The sequence below is a fragment of the Aeromonas sp. FDAARGOS 1406 genome (genome assembly GCF_019048565.1).
In the GTDB taxonomy this organism is placed as follows: domain Bacteria; phylum Pseudomonadota; class Gammaproteobacteria; order Enterobacterales; family Aeromonadaceae; genus Aeromonas; species Aeromonas caviae.
The window spans coordinates 1,339,060-1,355,491 of record NZ_CP077378.1; the positions used below are offsets into that span (position 1 = coordinate 1,339,060).

The window sequence follows — 16,432 nt, forward strand, 5'->3', positions numbered from 1 at the left end:
GGAGTTCGCCATTGGATGCCACCACCGTCAACAGTTTCTTCTTCATCGGTGCCCTGTTGGTGGGTGCCAGTGTCCTGTTGAGCGCACTCTCCTCCAGAGTCGGCATCCCCATTCTGGTCATCTTCCTCGCCGTCGGCATGCTGGCGGGTGAGGATGGTCCCGGCGGCATCCACTTCGCCGACTACTCGGTCGCCTACCTGGTGGGCAACCTGGCACTGGCCATCATTCTGCTGGACGGCGGCATGCGCACCCGGGTCTCCTCCTTTCGGGTCGCGCTCTGGCCCGCGCTCTCGCTGGCCACGGTCGGGGTGGCCATCACCACCGGCCTCACGGGCCTCGCCGCCGCCTGGCTGTTCGACCTCAACCTGATGCAGGGGATGCTCATCGGTGCCATCGTCGGCTCCACCGATGCGGCGGCGGTCTTCTCCCTGCTCGGCGGGCGCAGCCTCAACGAGCGGGTCAGCGCCACCCTGGAGATAGAATCGGGCAGCAACGATCCCATGGCGGTCTTTCTCACCGTCACCCTGATCGAGGTACTGGCCACCGCCCAGCAGGGGCTGGATGCCGGCTTCCTGCTGCTGCAACTCGTCAAGCAGTTTGGTCTGGGCGCTGGCATCGGCCTTGCGGGGGGCTGGCTGCTGTGGAAGCTCATCAACAGTGCCAAACTCGCCCCCGGTCTCTATCCCCTGCTCACCGTGAGCGGCGGCCTGCTCATCTTCGCCCTCACCACGGCGGTGGGGGGCAGCGGCATCCTCGCCATCTACCTCACCGGCCTGCTGCTCGGCAACCTCTCCCTGCGCAGCCGCAGTACCACCCTCTCCGTGCTGGACGGCCTGACCTGGCTCAGCCAGATCGGCATGTTCCTGGTGCTGGGGCTGCTCGCCTCGCCCCACAAGCTGCTGCCCATCGCCCTGCCGGCGCTGGCCCTGGCCATGTGGATGATCCTGTTTGCCCGTCCGGTGTCGGTCTGGATTGGACTGCTGCCGTTCAAGAACTTCGCGCCGCGCGAGCGCTGGTTCATCTCCTGGGTGGGGCTGCGCGGCGCCGTGCCCATCATCCTGGCGGTCTTCCCCATGATGGCAGGGCTGCCCAATGCCCAGCTCTACTTCAATGTCGCCTTCTTCGTGGTGCTGGTTTCGCTGATCCTGCAGGGCAGCTCGCTGCCGCTGGCATCAAAGCTGGCGCGAGTGGAGGTGCCCGCACCGCCCTCTCCCATCAACCGCTCTGGGCTGGAAATCGATCTCGACAGCCAGTGGGAAACCTTCGTCTATCGCCTGAGCGCCGAGAAGTGGTGCATCGGTTCGCCCTTGCGGGAGCTGCGCATGCCCCAGGGCACCCGCATCTGCGCCCTGTTCCGCGGCCAGGAGCTGCTCCACCCCTCAGGCAGTACCTGCCTGCAATCCGATGACATCCTCTGCGTCATCGGCCACGAGCACGACCTGCCCGCCCTCGGTCAGCTCTTCAGCCAGGCGCCGGAGCAGGATCTGGGCCCGCGCTTCTTCGGTGACTTCCTGCTGGAGGCCAACGCCAGGCTGGTGGATCTCGCCCCGCTCTACGGGCTGGATGTGAGCGAGGTGGCGGATCAGAGCCTCGGCGATTTTATTGCCCACCAGTTGGGCGATAATCTGGTGGTCGGTGACCATGTCGCCTGGCAGGGACTGCTCTGGACGGTGGCGGAAATGGAAGAGGGTGAACCCCGCAAGATAGGGGTACGCTTCCTGGAAGAAGACCCCGTCTAGGCGCCGGCCATCGTAGCCCGCATTTGTGTGAGAAGGGAGTGAACCATGCCTTATCAAACCCTGTTGTCCGGTCTGTATCCTCCCTCGCCCAAGCTGGGCCTCATCGAGGGTTTCTTTGGCAAGGGCTGGAGCTGGGAAGCCCGTGTCCGCTACGCCCAGTGGCTGCCCCGCCACGGCTATGGCTTCTACCTCTACGCCCCCAAGGAAGACGGCTACCTGCGCAAGCACTGGGCCACACCCTGGCCCGCCGACCAGCTTGAAGCCCTGTGCCAGCTCGCCCGCCAGTGCCGGGAGAACGGTCTGGCCTTCGGGGTGGGCCTGAGCCCCATGGGGGCCCATCACGACTATGCCCGCCAGCGACCCGCCCTGCTGGAGAAGGTGAGGCTCATCGAGGAGGCGCTCAAGCCCGATATCCTGGCGATCCTGTTTGACGACATGAAGGGGGACACCCCGGATCTCGCCCACTGGCAGCTCACCATCGCCCACGACATCGCGGCCCACACCGACGCAGGCCGCCTGCTGTTCTGCCCCAGCTACTACAGCACGGATCCGGTGCTGGAGAAGGTGTTCGGTACCATGCCCCCCCACTATCTGCAGGATCTGGGTCAGGGGCTCGACAGGCGCATCGATGTCTTCTGGACCGGCCCCAAAGTCTGCTCCACCGAGTATCCGGCTGCCCACCTCAAACAGGCCGCCGACTGGCTCCATCGCAAGCCCTTCCTGTGGGACAACTATCCGGTCAATGACGGCAGCAAGGCGAGCAGCTTCCTGCACCTGCGCGCCTTCGAAAACCGTCCGGCAGAGCTGGCGGATCTCGTGAGCGGCCATGCGGTCAATCCCATGAAGCAGGCGGCCCTCTCGGCCCTGCCGCTCGCCACCCTGCCCATGAGCTACAAGCTCGGCAAGCAGTACGATCCTGACAAGGCGCTGCACGCCTCCCTCAACGCCACCTGCGGGCCGCAGATCTCCGCCATGATCCAGGCAGACCTGCCGCTCTTCCAGGACATCGGTCTGGCCCAGCTCACCCCCGAGCAGGTCATCCACCTCAAGAGCCGCTACCTGCCGTTCCAGGATCAGGCCTGCGTGAACGAGATCCTGCGCTGGCTGGCCGGGGAATACGTGTTCGATCCGGACTGCCTGACCGACTGACCTCATGAGTCCATGAAAAGTGGGGTCATGAATAAACGGGCCCATGTAAAAGGCCACCTCCCGGGCAGGGAGGTGGCCTTTTTGCATCATCTCTCTTCAGGTGCCCCATGGCGTCACATAGGGCGGCAGATTGAGCGGGTGTTTAACCGAAGGCCAGCCAGACCCCGACAAACAGCATGAGAGAGCCCGCGATCCGGTTCATCAGAGTGACATTGCCGCTCTTGGCGAGGAAATGGCGCAAGGTGCGGCCACCGCTGGCATAGAGCATCAGGCAGGAGAACTCGATGACCAGGATGAGCGCGACCAGGGCCCCTATCTGGGGTGCCATCGGCTTGGCCGCATTGATGAAGGGGGGCAGCAGGGAGACCATGAAGGCCCACCCCTTGGGGTTGGCGATGGCGGTCACGAACCCCTGCACGGCCAGTCCCATGGAGCTGGTCTGCTGGCCCGCCGAGAGATCCGCCGGGATGGCCATCTTGCCCTTGGCCTGCCACATCTGGATGCCAAGCCAGACCAGGTAGGCGCCACCTACATATTTGAATGCAGAGAACAGGGCCGGGTAGTTGAGCATGACTGCCGCCACCCCAACCACCGACAGCACGGAGACCAGGCCGACGCCGACAAGCTCCCCCCACATCATGTGCAGGGTACGGCGCACCCCCAGACTCATGCCCAGGGTCATCGCCAGGGTCATGCACATACCGGGGGTTACTGAGACAAAAAAGAACGTGGGAATAAAGAGCGCCAAGATGGCGGGATCAATCCAGTCGGACACACTACACCTCCAGGGTAACAAGCAGACGATCTTGCCTATCACACTCTTTTAACACAAGAAAAACCTTTTCATTCAGCAAGAATTCAGCATTAAAAACCCTGTGACAAGGATTGTCGCGTCTGTGTAAGATACCGCCTCACTCCTCTTTCGGGTTAGGATCTTTCATGTCATTGAATAATCTGTCCATTCGTCTTCAAGTGCTTATCCCTCTCCTGCTCGCCAGCCTGTTGATGCTGCTGATGGCCGTGATCAGCAAACAGGAAATCGACGGTGCCATTCAGGACATGAATGAAACCACCGCCAGCGTCACCCGCCACAAGGACGACATTGCGGCCCTGATCCACGCCACCTACCGGCTGCGCACCAACGCCATCTACGGCCTCTACGATGAGGCCCTCTTCGCCCAGTTGCCGGCCCAGCTCTCCGCCGCCGAACAGGAGATTGGCGCCATCCTGACCAGACTGGTTGTCACCGGTGCCGAGCAGGACAACCGTCAGGTCGCGGCCGCCCTGCAGGCCTACCTCGGCCATACCCGCAGCAGCATGCTGCCCCTGCTGACCGCCAAGTACCAAGGCAGTGGCGATCCCGCCGCCTATGAGCAGGCCCGCCTGCACTTTCGCGATCTGGGGGAGGCGCTCATCAAGCAGATCGATGCCATGTCCGTCCACATCAATCAGCTGACCCAGACTGAGATTGCCGAGGAGCAGGCCCACGACCGCGCGACCCTGCTGCGCACCCTGCTGCTGATGGGGGGCACCCTGATCGCGGCCCTGCTGGGTGGCTGGTGGATCTCCGGGCGCATCGTGCAGCCCATCGGCCAGTTGCAGGAGGTGATGCACGCCGTCGCCCTCGGCCGCTTCAACGTGCGTGCCAATGCCGAAGGCAACAACGAGCTGGGCCAGCTCGCCAGGGATATCAACCGGACCCTGAGCCAGCTTGCCAACACCATCCAGACCCTGACCGGCATCAGCGGCAATGTGGCCTCCGCCGCCACCGAGCTTGCCGCTGTGATGACCCAGGCAGAGGTCAACGCCCAGCAGCAGCGGGGTGAGACCGAACAGGTGGCCTCCGCCGTCACCGAGCTGGCCAGCACCGCCGACAACGTCAACCACAACGCCGCCCTGGCCGACGAGCTGGCCCGGGATGCCAACAGTCGGGTCGAGCAGGGGCTGGCCCTGTTTGCCGAAAGCATCGAGGCCAACGGCCGCATGGCGGGCAGTCTGGAGAACGCCGCGACTGTGGTGGCCAGGCTCAAGTCCCAGTCCGAGCAGATCGGCAAGGTGATCGAAGTCATTCAGAGCATTTCGGAGCAGACCAACCTGCTGGCCCTCAACGCCGCCATCGAGGCGGCCCGCGCCGGTGAAAGCGGCCGCGGCTTTGCGGTGGTGGCCGACGAAGTGCGCCTGCTGGCTGCCCGTACCCAGGACTCCACCAAGGAGATCCAGGCCATCATCGAGCAGTTGCAGAGCCAGTCCCTCTCCGCCAACAGCGGCGTGCAGCAGACCCTGGAGATCCTCGGCCACAACCGGCAGCTCTCCGCCGAGGTACAGGCCTTGCTGGGGGGCATCACGGACGCGGTCAACCAGATCAACGGTGCCAACGCCCAGGTGGCGACCGCGGCAGAACAACAATCCTGCGTCACCGCCGACATCAGCCGCAACCTCACCAACATCCACGAGATCGTGAACCAGAACGCCGCCGGCATCAGCCAAAGTGCCGCCGCCAGTCACGAACTGTCACAGCTCGCCGAGCAGCAGCGCAGGCAGCTCGCCCAGTTCCAGCTCTGATACTGCGAGGATCTCTTCGATACCGCGGGGCCCGGCGCTGGCCCCGCACTTGCCCCTCCCCCTTCACGCCTCCTGTTTAAAACGGGTTTTTGCCATCAAGGTGTCATTGGGGGCTGGGCTGCATTCGCAAATGTGGGTATGGTAGAGGCACGTCACTCCCCCTCATCGAGAGATCATCATGAGCCTGAAGTTCAAGAAACCCGCTTTTATCATGCTCGGCCTCATCGCCCTGCTCTCCGCACTCTGGCTCGATTTCTATCTGCCGGAGCACACCATCGCCACCATCACCGGGGTGGAGGTGAAGCGCACCGACAAGGATGGCCCCATCAGCCAGAAGAACCCGGCTGACGGCCCCACCACCGACGTCTATTACATCTACACCGAACGCCCCGGCGAGAAGATCCGGGTGTTTCGCAATGAAGACACCGAATGGGGCTGGCCCTTCTACTTCAAGTTCAACGCCGCCGACGTCCAGGCCAAGGCCAAGTCCATGGAGTTCGAAAAACGCCTGGCCATCATCACCTCCTACGGCTGGCGCGTGAACATGTTCTCCATGTTCCCCAACGTCACCAAGATCGCGAGCACCGAGCCCGATGCCTCCACCTGGAGCTTCTTCCGCTGGTTCTGGTTCGGTGTCTGGGCCCTGGTGATGGGCAAGGCGGCCATCGCCACCTGGCGCTACTTCGATCGCCTCGAGGACGAGATATGAGCGAGCCGAGCAAGACCCGCACCAGCTTCTATCGCCGGCTCTACGTGGCTCACCTCATCAGTCAGGGCACGGACACCGTGCCCGCCATCATGGAGGCGACCGGCATGCCGCGCCGCACCGCCCAGGACACCCTCAGCGCCCTGGCTGAGCTCGACATCCAGTGCGCCTTCGAGCAGACCGAGGGGGCTCGCCATCTGCAGGGGCACTACCGCATCAGCGACTGGGGGCCCATCAATCCGGCCTGGATTGCTGCGCAGCTTCCCGTCATCAGGCAGACCCTGGGGTATCCCTGACACCCCGGACCCGGGTCTGCTCCCATAGAGAAGGGGCCAGCCTTGCGGCTGGCCCCTTTCTTGTCTGGCCTGATATCCCGTTGCCCTCCCCCGGACTCACTCCCCTTCGCCGAAAGACGCTTCCGGCAGCGGCTCCGCCGACTCACCCCGGGTGCAGTCGATGATGGAGCGCTTGGGATTGTTGGGGTCGCGCAGCAACAGGGGGGCCATCCCCTCGTCATGCAGCCTCTCGTCGGAAAATTCGCTGCCATAGGCGTTGTGGGTCAGCCTGCGGGCATTGGCGATGGGGGTATCCACGAAGAGGGCATGTACCTCGAAGGTGGAGGCTGGCACCAGGAAGCCGACGATGGGCAGGCCGTGCAACTCCTGATGGACCTTGTACCAGGCAAAGCCCTCGCTCACCTTGTCAGGGGTATACATGGCGAGCTGCGGATTGGCCGGGCGCCCGGTCTCGATGTCGAGATGAAGGGTGTCCAGCTCGCAGGTCGCCAGCCCCTGCCACATCTTCTCGAACGGGGTCGCGCAACCCGTCAGTTGCATGCATGTCAGCAGCGCCAACGTCCCTTTCCACATTCCCAACCCCTTATCCGATGTCCAGGATGTCAACCAAATGAGCGCAGTCGCTGCACCAGCAACTCGATGAAACCTACCCTGTCGAGCCCCAGCAGCACCAGGGCATTGGCCGGTTTGCCGGTCAGGTCGTAGCGATCCACCACCGTCATCCCCAGGGTATGGGTCCCGCCGGTTTCGATATCGACCCGGCACTCCACCCCGTGAAACAGGGAGGGCGCCAGCAGCCAGGCGATGGTACAGGGGTCATGGAGCGGCGCGCCAGCAAATCCCCACTTGGGATCCCGATGATAGATCATGAAAAAGTCGAGCAGCTGTGCCACGCACTGCGCCACCGGGTTGGGGATGGCGCGTACCCGCTCGATATCCTCGTCCATCACCTGGGCCTCGTGGGTCACGTCCAGCCCGCACATGGTGATGGGCAGCCCCGACTTGAAGACCATATCGGCCGCTTCGGGATCCACATAAATATTGAATTCCGCCGCGGGGGTCCAGTTGCCCGCACCGGCGGCGCCCCCCATCAGCACGATGCGGGCGATCTTCTGCTTGAGCTCGGGGTGGGCCGCCAGCAAGAGGGCAATGTTGGTGAGCGGCCCGGTCGGCACCAGGGTGACCGGCTCCGGGCTCTCGCGCAGACATCTTGCCATCAGTTCAAGGGCGCTCATCGCCCGGGGAGCAAAGGCGGGCTCCGGCAGTTCTGGGCCGTCCAGCCCCGATTCGCCGTGGACGTTGTCGGCGATGATGAGCTCACGGGCCAGGGGCTTGGCAGCCCCCGCCGCCACCGGGATGTCGTCGCGGCCGAGCAGGGTCAGGATGCGCAGGGCATTGTTGAGGGTCTTGTCCGGGGTCTGGTTGCCCGCGCTGGTGGTGACCGCCAGCACCTTCAGCTCGGGGCTCGCCAGCGCCAGAATGAGGGCGATGGCATCATCGTGGCCGGGATCGCAATCGAGAATAACGGGCAACGCCATGGACAGACTCCTTACAACATGACAGGGAGCCATACCTTAGCAAGAGATGGCCAGATGAACTCAGGAGGGAGTCACAAAACGCCTCAACCAACGAGATCAAGTACTTGGCGATATGCCTTGGGAGCGGACACCCAGATTCGCCGCGCCGCCATCGTTCGGGTATGATCCCTCCCCCTTCATCGTCCGGCTGCCCCATGTCCGTCATCGTCGACATCTTCATCGCCCCGCCCTGCGCCGCCACCATCGAGATCCTGTTTGAGGATGCGCATCTGCTGCTTATCAACAAGCCGAGCGGCCTGCTGAGCCTCTCGGGCAAGAACCCGCAGAACCTCGATTCGGTCCATTACCGGCTGGTACAGGATTACCCCGGCTGTACCCTGGTGCACCGCCTCGACTTTGGCACCTCGGGCGTCATGGTGGTGGCCAGAAACAAGAGCATCAACGCCCTGCTCTGCCACCAGTTCAGCCAGCGCACCGTGAGCAAGGCTTACGAGGCACTGCTCTGCGGCCATCTGGCGGCGGATGAGGGCGTCATCGACGCATCCATCGCCAAGGATCCGGCGCTGTTCCCGCTGATGAGCATCTGCGCCGCCAGCGGCAAACCCGCCCGCTCACGCTATCGGGTGATGGAGTGGCTCACCCTGGAGGGGGCAGGCCAGCCGGTGCCATTGACCCGGGTCAGGCTGGTACCGGAAACCGGGCGCACCCACCAACTGCGCATCCACAGTCAGTGGCTGGGCCATCCCATCCTGGGATGCGATCTCTATGGCGGCCTGCTCCCGCCCGGCTGCGAACGGGCCCCCAGACTGATGCTGCACGCCAGTGAACTCGGTTTTGTGCACCCGGTGAGCGGCGAAGCGGTACAGATCCGCTGTGAGGCACCCTTTGCGCAGGCACTGGCGGCCATGACGGTGCAACAGGGGTAACGAAGAAGGGGGAAAGCAGGGCCAGGAAGGCAAAAGGGGCAAACGGCGGATAAAGATAGGGGCCGCGCTTTCGCAACGGCCCCCACCCCCCACTCGGTGTGGTGCTATCAGATCAGCTTGCGGGCGGCGCCCAGCACGATCTTGATGGCATCAGATTCGGTTTTCGCCATGGTTTCGGCGTTCGGGATTTCCTGCTGGGTACGGTTCACGATGACACCGGCCACCATGCCCGCACGCAGGCCCTGGCTGGTACACATGGTCAGCAGAGTGGCGGACTCCATCTCGTAGTTGAGCACGCCCATGGCTTGCCACTCTTTCATGGAACCCTGGAAACGTTGTACCACGCGGCCGGATACGGTGTCGTAACGCTCCTGACCCGGGTAGAAGGTATCAGAAGAAGCAGTGACGCCCACATGCAGCTTGGAGCCCAGCTCCTTGGCGGTGTTCACCAGGGCGGTGGTGCAGTCGAAGTCGGCCACGGCCGGGAACTCCATCGGCGCGAAGTGCAGGCTGGCACCGTCGAGGCGCACGGAGCCGGTGGTGACGATCACGTCGCCCACGTTCAGGTGCGGCTGGATGGCGCCGGTGGTGCCGATGCGCAGGAAGGTACGGATACCCAGCTGGGCCAGCTCTTCCACCGCGATGGAGGTGGACGGGCCACCGATACCGGTGGAGCAGATGATCACGGCCTTGCCGTCCATCTCGCCGCGCCAGGTGGTGAATTCACGATGGCTGGCCAGGTGCACCGGGTTGTCCAACAGTTCTGCGATGCGCTTCACGCGCTCGGGGTCACCGGGGACGATCGCCAGGGTGGCGCCTTGCAGATCCGCTTTTTTCAAACCCAAGTGAAATACATCAGACATAGTGGACTCCTGGTTGCGCCCCGCCGCATGGCAGCCGAGTGCAGTTAAGGTGATTCTTTACGGTACTTTCAAGCCGGTGTCCCCTCATCCGGGGAGGCGCCAACTATGGTCGAAAGCGCTTTCCAATTCCTTGATGCGCCTCACACTTCTGCGCTTCAAAGCTGACAAAAATGGCGCGAAACGTTTGCTAAGATGATGAATTTCTTGAAAAACGTTTTTACGTTCCTTTTGCACTCCCATCCCTTGTCAAGCCTTGAGCGACCGTCCATTTAAAGAGCGCGATCGAGTCCACAAAGTTGCAAACGAGATACCATTGACCCCTTCTCATCCCCTCCGACGCTGTTATGTTGGCGCCCGCATACCACTTAATGGCTAATCATACGGAGTCCATCATGGCGACATTCAAGTTATACATTCCCGCAATCAACCTGATGGGGGCGGGCTGCCTGCAGGAAGCGGCAGCGGATATCCAAGGACATGGCTATCGCAAGGCGCTCATCGTCACCGACAAGATCCTGGGCCAGATTGGCGTGGTGGGCCGGCTCGCCGCCCTCCTGGCCGAGCACGGCATCGACGCCGTGGTGTTCGACGAGACCAGACCCAATCCCACCGTGGCCAACGTCGAGGCGGGTCTTGCGATGATCCGGGCCCACGGCTGCGACTGCGTCATTTCGCTCGGCGGCGGCTCACCCCACGACTGCGCCAAGGGCATCGCCCTGGTGGCCGCCAATGGGGGCAGCATCAAGGATTACGAGGGGGTGGATCGCTCCGCCAAGCCGCAGTTGCCGCTCATCGCCATCAATACCACCGCCGGCACCGCCTCCGAGATGACCCGTTTTTGCATCATTACCGACGAATCCCGTCAGGTGAAAATGGCCATCATCGACAAGCACGTCACGCCGCTGATGTCGGTCAACGACCCGGAACTGATGCTGGCCAAGCCCGCCGGCCTCACCGCCGCCACCGGCATGGATGCCCTGACCCACGCCATCGAGGCCTATGTCTCCACCGCCGCCACCCCGGTCACCGATGCCAGCGCCGTGATGGCCATCGCACTGATTGCCGAACACCTTCGCACCGCCGTGCATCAGGGGGAGGATCTCCATGCCCGTGAGCAGATGGCCTATGCCCAGTTCCTGGCCGGCATGGCCTTCAACAACGCAAGCCTGGGCTATGTGCACGCCATGGCTCACCAGCTCGGGGGCTTCTACGACCTGCCCCACGGGGTGTGCAATGCGGTGCTGCTGCCCCATGTCCAGGCCTACAACGCCCGGGTGTGCGCCGGCCGGCTCAAGGATGTGGCCCGTCATATGGGGGTGGATGTGAGCGCCATGAGCGATGAGCAGGGTGCGGCGGCAGCCATTGACGCCATCCGGCAACTGGCTCGCGACGTCAAGATCCCCGCCGGTCTGGAGCAGCTCGGGGTCAGGGCCGACGACCTCGACGTGCTGGCCAACAATGCGCTCAAGGATGCCTGTGGTCTCACCAACCCCAGGCAGGCGACTCACGCGGAGATCGTCGCCATCTTCCGCGCCGCCATGTAAGGGGGCAAGATCTGCCAGGGCCGCCACGCGGCCCTTTTTATTGGCTGATGGATCAATGGCTTTTTACTTCCGCACGGGGAGTGGGTATGATTTGCCGAGCTAAAAAGACTGTATGGATGATCTGAACCCGATATGCGGATGAAACACCTGATTGCCGCGGCCCTGACCGCCCTCACCCTGTCCGGTTGCAGCCTGGTCTATCGCATCGATATTCCCCAGGGCAACTATGTGGAACAAAAGCAGGTCGACAAGCTGCGCCAGGGCATGACCCGCGAACAGGTCGAGTTCGTGCTGGGTTCTCCCATGTTGCGCGACAGCTTTGACCCCAACACCTGGTACTACCTCTATGAGTTCCAGCCCGGTCGGGGCGACAAGGAGCGCAAGGAGCTGACCCTCAACTTCGTGGGTGACAGACTGGCCACCGTGACCGGTGATTTCCCTCTCCCTGCCGCCTTCACCACACCGCTCTAGATGACATTACAAAACCGGCTTCTGCCGGTTTTGTTCTCTCTGGCCCCGGTGATGTCGCCGGGCCACACTCTGGATGCCTCATTGCCCCGAGGAGATCATCATGAGTCGATTCCTGATTGCCGGCGCCACCGGTCTGATTGGCAAAGCCTTGCTGCGCGAGCTGGGGACGGAGCACGACCTCCTCCTGCTCTGCCGCAAACCGGGCGATCCCGCTCCGGGACGCACCTGGCTGCCCACCTCGTTCGACGCGCTGGACAGATTGACGCTGCCCTCCCCTGTGGACATTGCCTTCTGCTGCCTTGGCACCACCCGCAAGGATGCCGGCTCGGCCGAGGCCTTTCGCCGGGTCGATCTCGACTATGTGCTGGCCTTTGCCGCGCTCGCCCGTCGCCACGGCTGCCGCCGCCTGCTGGTGGTCTCCAGTCTGGGCGCCAACCCGGGTTCCCCTGCCCTCTATCCCCGCACCAAAGGCGAGATGGAGCAGGCCCTGCTGGCCCAGGAGTGGCAGCGGCTCGTCATCCTGCGCCCGGCCATGCTGCTCGGCCATCGAGAACCTGCGCGCCGTTCGGAGCAGGTCATCCAGGCCATCTATCCGCTGGTCAAGCCCCTGCTGCGCGGGTCGCTGCGCCGCTGGCGTGCCATCGAGGCCAGTCAGGTGGCGCACGCCATGGCGCGCCTTGCCATCCAGGAGAGCGGGATAGAGACGGTGGAAAACGAGCGCCTGCTCACCCTGTGATGCCCCGTGCCGGGCGAGACGATCACAAAGGGGCGCCACGGCGCCCCTTGTCACAACCCATCACCCGTCAGGTGCCGGCATCGTCTCGCTTGCGGTGCACATCGGGCCGCCCGCCGGTGACCACATCGGCACGCCCCTCTTCCTTGGCTTTTTCCGCACGCTTCTTGCGCATCTCCTTGGGATCGGCGATGAGAGGGCGGTAGATCTCGATGCGATCCCCCTCCTGCACCGGCTCTGTGCCCTTCACCGGACGGCTGTAGATACCGAACTTGTTGACCGACAGGTCGATCTCCGGGTGCTTTTGCAGGATGCCGGACTGTTCGATGGCCGCCAGCACGCTGGTCTCGGGCGCGACCCGGATGCACAGCACCGTCTGCCGCTCGGGCAGGGCATAGGCCACTTCGATATTGAGGAGCTCAGACACCGTAAACCACCTTGGCACGATTGGAGAAGGCGAGCACCATGGAGCTCACCAGCTCGCGGAAGATCTGGCCAAATGCCAGCTCAATGAGCTTGGAGGTGAACTCGAAGTCGAGATCGAACTCCACCTTGCAAGCATCCACGTCCAGGGGCGTGAAGGTCCACCAACCCGCCAGCTTGCTGAAAGGCCCCTCCACCAGCTCCATCTTGATGGTGCGATTGGCATCAAGCTGGTTGCGCGTGGTAAAGGTCTTGGCGATACCTGCCTTGGCCACATCGACCGAGGCCATCATGTAGTCTTCACCTGACTCATGAACACGGCTGCCGACACAGCCGGGCAGGAACTCAGGATAGGCATCAACATCATTGACCAGCCGGAACATCTGTTCCGCGCTGAACATCACCAGGGCACTGCGAGTAATACGGGGCATGGGTTTTCCTCATCCAATCGGCCCGATTTTATCACCTTGTCAGCCAAAATCACCGCCGAAACTGTTCGCGGGTCACCAAGCAGGGCAATTGCACACTTTCCGGCCAGTGTGGCCTGCTCTCGCCCCGCCCTTCCCTCAAAATCGTCATCGAACTGCTCACAAAGCCGCCACTCGGAGCGCTGTGCGTTTTACAGCCGCCGCCACCCACGTATAATGCGCCTTCCTAAACATTGCCTAAGGCCCCCGTCATGAGCAAAAAGAACAGTAAAAACAAAGCCGGGTCCAGCACCATTGCACTCAACAGAACCGCCCGTCACGAGTACTTCATCGAAGAGCGCGTGGAAGCCGGCCTGTCCCTGCAAGGGTGGGAAGTGAAGTCCCTGCGGGCGGGCAAGGCCAACATCAGCGAAGCCTATGTCATCTTCATGCAGGGAGAAGCCTTCCTGTTCGGCTCCAGCTTCCTGCCGCTGAACGCCGCCTCCAGCCACGTGGTGTGCGATCCGACCCGTACCCGCAAATTGCTGCTCAGTCGCCGTGAACTCGACAAGCTCGAGAGCCTGACCGCTCGTCAGGGCTACACCATAGTGCCGCTGGCCCTCTACTGGAAAGCGTGCTGGGTCAAGGTCGAGATCGGCCTGGTGAAAGGCAAGAAGGAGCACGACAAGCGGGAAGACACCAAGGCCCGGGAATGGGACCGTGAGAAGGCCCGCATCATGAAGAACAAGCACCGCGGTTGATTGTGCGCCGCCGGCCCCCATGCGGCGACCAATAAACCAGCAATCGACCGGCCAAGGCCGGTCGATTGCCATCAACGCCTTGCCATGACAGGATTTTTGCGTACAATCCCTTTTGACAACTTGGGGCTGATTCTGGATTCGACAAGATTCACGAAACCCAAGGTGCATGCCGAGGTGCGGTAGGCCTCGTTAATAAACCGCAAAAAAATAGTCGCAAACGACGAAAACTACGCACTCGCAGCTTAATAACCTGCGCTGAGCCCTTCTCCCCTAGCTTGCCTGTGTCCTAGGGAAATGGAAGGTCATCCTTCACAGGATCGTGTGGAAGTCCTGCTCGGGGCGGAAGCATTAAAACCAATCGAGCTAGTCAATGCGTGGCGTGTCTCTCCGCAGCGTGTTGGCGAATGTAAAGAGTGACTAAGCATGTAGTACCGAGGATGTAGTAATTTTGGACGGGGGTTCAAATCCCCCCAGCTCCACCAATTTAACTAGGACACCGACAGGACAAACCCAGAAAAAACAGCCACTTAACAAAAACATAGCGACAGTGACTGGACCAAAACTGGAATCGAAATGATCCACTGGTGATCCAAGAGCAAGAAAGCCTGCAGAAATGCAGGCTTTTTTCTTTTCTGCCATCCAGGCATAGAAAAGCCCGCACAGTGGCGGGCCAATCCGAATCCTTCCGCGTCACGCTGACGCGGTGGCTTCATCGCGTAGTTTTTCCAGAATGCGCGCGATCTTGCTCTCCTCCTCAGGCGCCAGGTCCAGCGTCTCAACAAACTCTTCCAGTTCGCTTAGTAGTGATTCCATCCGATTTCCCCCTTGCTCTCCCAGTCTCTCGACTGTGAAACACTGTATGCCTATACAGTTACCGCATAAATTTACCACTTTTTGCGGGCTCACGGGAGTACAATTTTGCCATCCTACTCCTATCATAAAGTCCGCCTTCTGCTGGCGGAACGGAAGCTGACGCAAACCCACATCAGCAGATTGACCGAGATTCCGAGATCGAACCTCTCCCGCTGGCTATCACCCCATCACGACGACTTCATGGGATTAGCAGAGGCCGTCGTGATCTCGTCCGCACTCGGCGTCTCCGTTCAGACCATTCTGGCTGAGCCAGACTGGTGCATGACCGATGACGAACACAGGGGGTTGATTAACCGGGCGGCGATGCTGCCAAAGCCGCACCTGGCTTCGATGCTGAACTGCTATGCGGAAATAGTGGGGGTAAGAATGGGGTAAGAAAAAGGGGCCAAAGCCCCTGAATGTTAAGCAGCTTGGACGGGCATCATCCGCCAGACCCGGTCGGTAAGCAGCTTGCGCTCATATGCAGAAAGGTCGATCCCTCCCATCTCCTCAAGCAGCTCTTCGAGTTCAGTGCGCAATTGTGCCGCGCCCATGGCAAACCTGAAACTCTGATCGTCGGGAACTTCGAGAACAGAACAGCCAGTCCCTCCGGTTCCGATCTCAACCTTAGTGAACATGGGAGAACTTGATACACTAACCTTAACTTCCAAAAACAACTTAGGATGTTGTATAGTCATTCAGTAAATCCTGACTTAACGGTGCGGATTACATTCTCGGTCCAAGCTGCTCCAACAGCTTGGGCCGAACCATTTATGATAGCTGTGTGTATATAAGCCCCTATCTTTGCTCCCCTCCTTTCCTTCGCCATTTATTAAGCACCAATTAAATTTTAGAAAAATTGACTAACTGTCATTTCTCTCCAGATTGCGCTCGCTTGGTTGCATCACACGATATGCAAAACCCCAATACCAGTCAACGCAAAAGATGAAAAACACGACGAGACCAAGACAAAAAATATTAATAAATACAAGCCACTATCCTCACAGGATAGTTAAAGGCATTTTCCAAAAGACCGCGAACCACCTCTGTAGGATTAATTAAAATTCGCCATGCCGATTTTAAGAAAATGCCTCCCCCTCCAATGAAAAAACTGAAAAAACCACGATCTTTTTTTTAAAAATCCATCTGGGGGATTCTGTGAGGGGAATGAATGGGAGGCCTTGAGCGGATTAGGGGAGAAAGGAGGGAAAGTAAAACGAAGGCCCGTCACCAGTTAGCCACAACAGCATTCAGCACAGCCCCGATAACCACCAGGGCGAACGCGAACGCCATAAAGGTCTCAAGGCTCGCGTTGGTCGAATTGCTGAAACACCAGTATCCGGCAGCGGCCGGGATCAACCCGAGTATCAGGCTGACGCTCATCGCTTTCAGCGCCAGCACCATACATCCAATCGCAAGCAACAACCACATAGGCGTATCCTCCCTGAGAAAGACCTCAGCT

The 16,432-nt window shown here is 61.3% G+C and carries 20 protein-coding genes and 1 other RNA gene; 12 read left to right on the top strand and 9 right to left on the bottom strand.

The features are described from left to right. The first annotated feature begins 11 nt into the window (after positions 1-11). Together I6L36_RS06100 and I6L36_RS06105 are read left to right on the top strand one after the other, a co-directional pair. Positions 12-1,739, top strand: coding sequence for a potassium/proton antiporter (locus tag I6L36_RS06100; protein ID WP_010674047.1), 1,728 nt, complete (start codon positions 12-14; stop codon positions 1,737-1,739). Between the two features lie 45 nt (positions 1,740-1,784). Next, complete coding sequence (locus I6L36_RS06105; protein ID WP_109112418.1) at positions 1,785-2,888, top strand: beta-N-acetylglucosaminidase domain-containing protein; 1,104 nt, start codon at positions 1,785-1,787, stop codon at positions 2,886-2,888. A 142-nt stretch (positions 2,889-3,030) separates the two neighbouring features. Here I6L36_RS06105 and I6L36_RS06110 read toward each other — a convergent pair whose 3' ends face one another. After that, positions 3,031-3,663 (bottom strand): LysE family translocator, encoded by a 633-nt coding sequence (locus tag I6L36_RS06110; RefSeq protein WP_029314220.1) that lies wholly within the window; start codon positions 3,661-3,663, stop codon positions 3,031-3,033. Between the two features lie 164 nt (positions 3,664-3,827). On the opposite strand from I6L36_RS06110, the gene I6L36_RS06115 reads away from it, so the two are divergent. From I6L36_RS06115 to I6L36_RS06125, 3 genes are all read left to right on the top strand, one after another. Next, positions 3,828-5,450, top strand: a complete 1,623-nt coding sequence (locus I6L36_RS06115) for a methyl-accepting chemotaxis protein (protein WP_109112419.1) — start codon at positions 3,828-3,830, stop codon at positions 5,448-5,450. A gap of 178 nt (positions 5,451-5,628) precedes the next feature. After that, on the top strand, positions 5,629-6,159 hold the full coding sequence (locus I6L36_RS06120; protein ID WP_010674042.1) for a DUF1523 family protein: 531 nt from the start codon (positions 5,629-5,631) through the stop codon (positions 6,157-6,159). Beyond that, the gene (locus I6L36_RS06125) at positions 6,156-6,452 is read left to right on the top strand and encodes a helix-turn-helix domain-containing protein (protein ID WP_039039881.1); all 297 of its coding nucleotides are present in this window, start codon (positions 6,156-6,158) and stop codon (positions 6,450-6,452) included. The genes I6L36_RS06120 and I6L36_RS06125 overlap by 4 nt, the downstream gene beginning before the upstream one ends. 96 nt (positions 6,453-6,548) lie before the next feature. Here I6L36_RS06125 and I6L36_RS06130 read toward each other — a convergent pair whose 3' ends face one another. Then, positions 6,549-7,025, bottom strand: coding sequence for a hypothetical protein (locus I6L36_RS06130; protein ID WP_045525252.1), 477 nt, complete (start codon positions 7,023-7,025; stop codon positions 6,549-6,551). A gap of 29 nt (positions 7,026-7,054) precedes the next feature. Next, positions 7,055-7,990 (bottom strand): pyrimidine-specific ribonucleoside hydrolase RihA, encoded by a 936-nt coding sequence (gene rihA, locus I6L36_RS06135; RefSeq protein ID WP_109112420.1) that lies wholly within the window; start codon positions 7,988-7,990, stop codon positions 7,055-7,057. 161 nt (positions 7,991-8,151) lie between these two features. Here rihA and I6L36_RS06140 point away from each other — a divergent pair, with 161 nt between their 5' ends. Continuing rightward, complete coding sequence (locus I6L36_RS06140; protein ID WP_162540570.1) at positions 8,152-8,916, top strand: RluA family pseudouridine synthase; 765 nt, start codon at positions 8,152-8,154, stop codon at positions 8,914-8,916. Between the two features lie 107 nt (positions 8,917-9,023). Here the strand turns inward: I6L36_RS06140 and udp are convergent, their stop codons facing one another. Then, complete coding sequence (gene udp / locus I6L36_RS06145) at positions 9,024-9,779, bottom strand: uridine phosphorylase (protein WP_010674037.1); 756 nt, start codon at positions 9,777-9,779, stop codon at positions 9,024-9,026. A 392-nt stretch (positions 9,780-10,171) separates the two neighbouring features. Between udp and yiaY the strand changes: the two genes are divergently transcribed. The 3 genes from yiaY (at position 10,172) to I6L36_RS06160 (ending at position 12,530) form a co-directional block, all read left to right on the top strand. Then, the gene (gene yiaY, locus I6L36_RS06150; protein WP_109112422.1) at positions 10,172-11,323 is read left to right on the top strand and encodes an L-threonine dehydrogenase; all 1,152 of its coding nucleotides are present in this window, start codon (positions 10,172-10,174) and stop codon (positions 11,321-11,323) included. Between the two features lie 132 nt (positions 11,324-11,455). After that, on the top strand, positions 11,456-11,794 hold the full coding sequence (locus I6L36_RS06155; RefSeq protein WP_029314185.1) for an outer membrane protein assembly factor BamE: 339 nt from the start codon (positions 11,456-11,458) through the stop codon (positions 11,792-11,794). 100 nt (positions 11,795-11,894) lie between these two features. Next, a complete protein-coding gene (locus I6L36_RS06160) occupies positions 11,895-12,530 on the top strand; it encodes an NAD-dependent epimerase/dehydratase family protein (protein ID WP_109112423.1) in 636 nt (211 codons plus the stop codon). A gap of 67 nt (positions 12,531-12,597) precedes the next feature. On the opposite strand, the gene I6L36_RS06165 is transcribed toward I6L36_RS06160, so the two are convergent. Then, positions 12,598-12,954, bottom strand: a complete 357-nt coding sequence (locus tag I6L36_RS06165; protein WP_109112424.1) for an RnfH family protein — start codon at positions 12,952-12,954, stop codon at positions 12,598-12,600. Then, complete coding sequence (locus I6L36_RS06170; RefSeq protein WP_010673974.1) at positions 12,947-13,381, bottom strand: SRPBCC family protein; 435 nt, start codon at positions 13,379-13,381, stop codon at positions 12,947-12,949. The genes I6L36_RS06165 and I6L36_RS06170 overlap by 8 nt, the downstream gene beginning before the upstream one ends. A gap of 248 nt (positions 13,382-13,629) precedes the next feature. Here I6L36_RS06170 and smpB point away from each other — a divergent pair, with 248 nt between their 5' ends. Beyond that, positions 13,630-14,118 (top strand): SsrA-binding protein SmpB, encoded by a 489-nt coding sequence (gene smpB, locus I6L36_RS06175; protein ID WP_010673973.1) that lies wholly within the window; start codon positions 13,630-13,632, stop codon positions 14,116-14,118. A 122-nt stretch (positions 14,119-14,240) separates the two neighbouring features. Continuing rightward, positions 14,241-14,600: a transfer-messenger RNA gene (ssrA, locus tag I6L36_RS06180) on the top strand. A gap of 208 nt (positions 14,601-14,808) precedes the next feature. Here the strand turns inward: ssrA and I6L36_RS22150 are convergent. Next, the gene (locus tag I6L36_RS22150) at positions 14,809-14,931 is read right to left on the bottom strand and encodes a hypothetical protein (protein WP_265182620.1); all 123 of its coding nucleotides are present in this window, start codon (positions 14,929-14,931) and stop codon (positions 14,809-14,811) included. Between the two features lie 105 nt (positions 14,932-15,036). On the opposite strand from I6L36_RS22150, the gene I6L36_RS06185 reads away from it, so the two are divergent. Then, positions 15,037-15,366, top strand: coding sequence for a helix-turn-helix transcriptional regulator (locus I6L36_RS06185; RefSeq protein WP_235656256.1), 330 nt, complete (start codon positions 15,037-15,039; stop codon positions 15,364-15,366). Between the two features lie 26 nt (positions 15,367-15,392). Here I6L36_RS06185 and I6L36_RS06190 read toward each other — a convergent pair whose 3' ends face one another. Continuing rightward, positions 15,393-15,668, bottom strand: a complete 276-nt coding sequence (locus I6L36_RS06190) for a hypothetical protein (RefSeq protein WP_216987051.1) — start codon at positions 15,666-15,668, stop codon at positions 15,393-15,395. A 529-nt stretch (positions 15,669-16,197) separates the two neighbouring features. After that, complete coding sequence (locus I6L36_RS06195) at positions 16,198-16,401, bottom strand: hypothetical protein (RefSeq protein WP_113736157.1); 204 nt, start codon at positions 16,399-16,401, stop codon at positions 16,198-16,200. Between the last annotated feature and the right edge of the window lie 31 nt (positions 16,402-16,432).

Bases quoted from the DNA above. Each gene is read 5' to 3' on its own strand.
- I6L36_RS06105 (WP_109112418.1), top strand. From the start codon at position 1,785: ATGCCTTATCAAACCCTGTTGTCCGGTCTGTATCCTCCCTCGCCCAAG.
- I6L36_RS06115 (WP_109112419.1), top strand. From the start codon at position 3,828: ATGTCATTGAATAATCTGTCCATTCGTCTTCAAGTGCTTATCCCTCTC.
- I6L36_RS06120 (WP_010674042.1), top strand. From the start codon at position 5,629: ATGAGCCTGAAGTTCAAGAAACCCGCTTTTATCATGCTCGGCCTCATC.
- I6L36_RS06125 (WP_039039881.1), top strand. From the start codon at position 6,156: ATGAGCGAGCCGAGCAAGACCCGCACCAGCTTCTATCGCCGGCTCTAC.
- I6L36_RS06130 (WP_045525252.1), bottom strand. From the start codon at position 7,025: ATGTGGAAAGGGACGTTGGCGCTGCTGACATGCATGCAACTGACGGGT.
- rihA (WP_109112420.1), bottom strand. From the start codon at position 7,990: ATGGCGTTGCCCGTTATTCTCGATTGCGATCCCGGCCACGATGATGCC.
- I6L36_RS06140 (WP_162540570.1), top strand. From the start codon at position 8,152: ATGATCCCTCCCCCTTCATCGTCCGGCTGCCCCATGTCCGTCATCGTC.
- udp (WP_010674037.1), bottom strand. From the start codon at position 9,779: ATGTCTGATGTATTTCACTTGGGTTTGAAAAAAGCGGATCTGCAAGGC.
- yiaY (WP_109112422.1), top strand. From the start codon at position 10,172: ATGGCGACATTCAAGTTATACATTCCCGCAATCAACCTGATGGGGGCG.
- I6L36_RS06155 (WP_029314185.1), top strand. From the start codon at position 11,456: ATGCGGATGAAACACCTGATTGCCGCGGCCCTGACCGCCCTCACCCTG.
- I6L36_RS06160 (WP_109112423.1), top strand. From the start codon at position 11,895: ATGAGTCGATTCCTGATTGCCGGCGCCACCGGTCTGATTGGCAAAGCC.
- I6L36_RS06170 (WP_010673974.1), bottom strand. From the start codon at position 13,381: ATGCCCCGTATTACTCGCAGTGCCCTGGTGATGTTCAGCGCGGAACAG.
- smpB (WP_010673973.1), top strand. From the start codon at position 13,630: ATGAGCAAAAAGAACAGTAAAAACAAAGCCGGGTCCAGCACCATTGCA.
- I6L36_RS22150 (WP_265182620.1), bottom strand. From the start codon at position 14,931: ATGGAATCACTACTAAGCGAACTGGAAGAGTTTGTTGAGACGCTGGAC.
- I6L36_RS06190 (WP_216987051.1), bottom strand. From the start codon at position 15,668: ATGACTATACAACATCCTAAGTTGTTTTTGGAAGTTAAGGTTAGTGTA.
- I6L36_RS06195 (WP_113736157.1), bottom strand. From the start codon at position 16,401: ATGTGGTTGTTGCTTGCGATTGGATGTATGGTGCTGGCGCTGAAAGCG.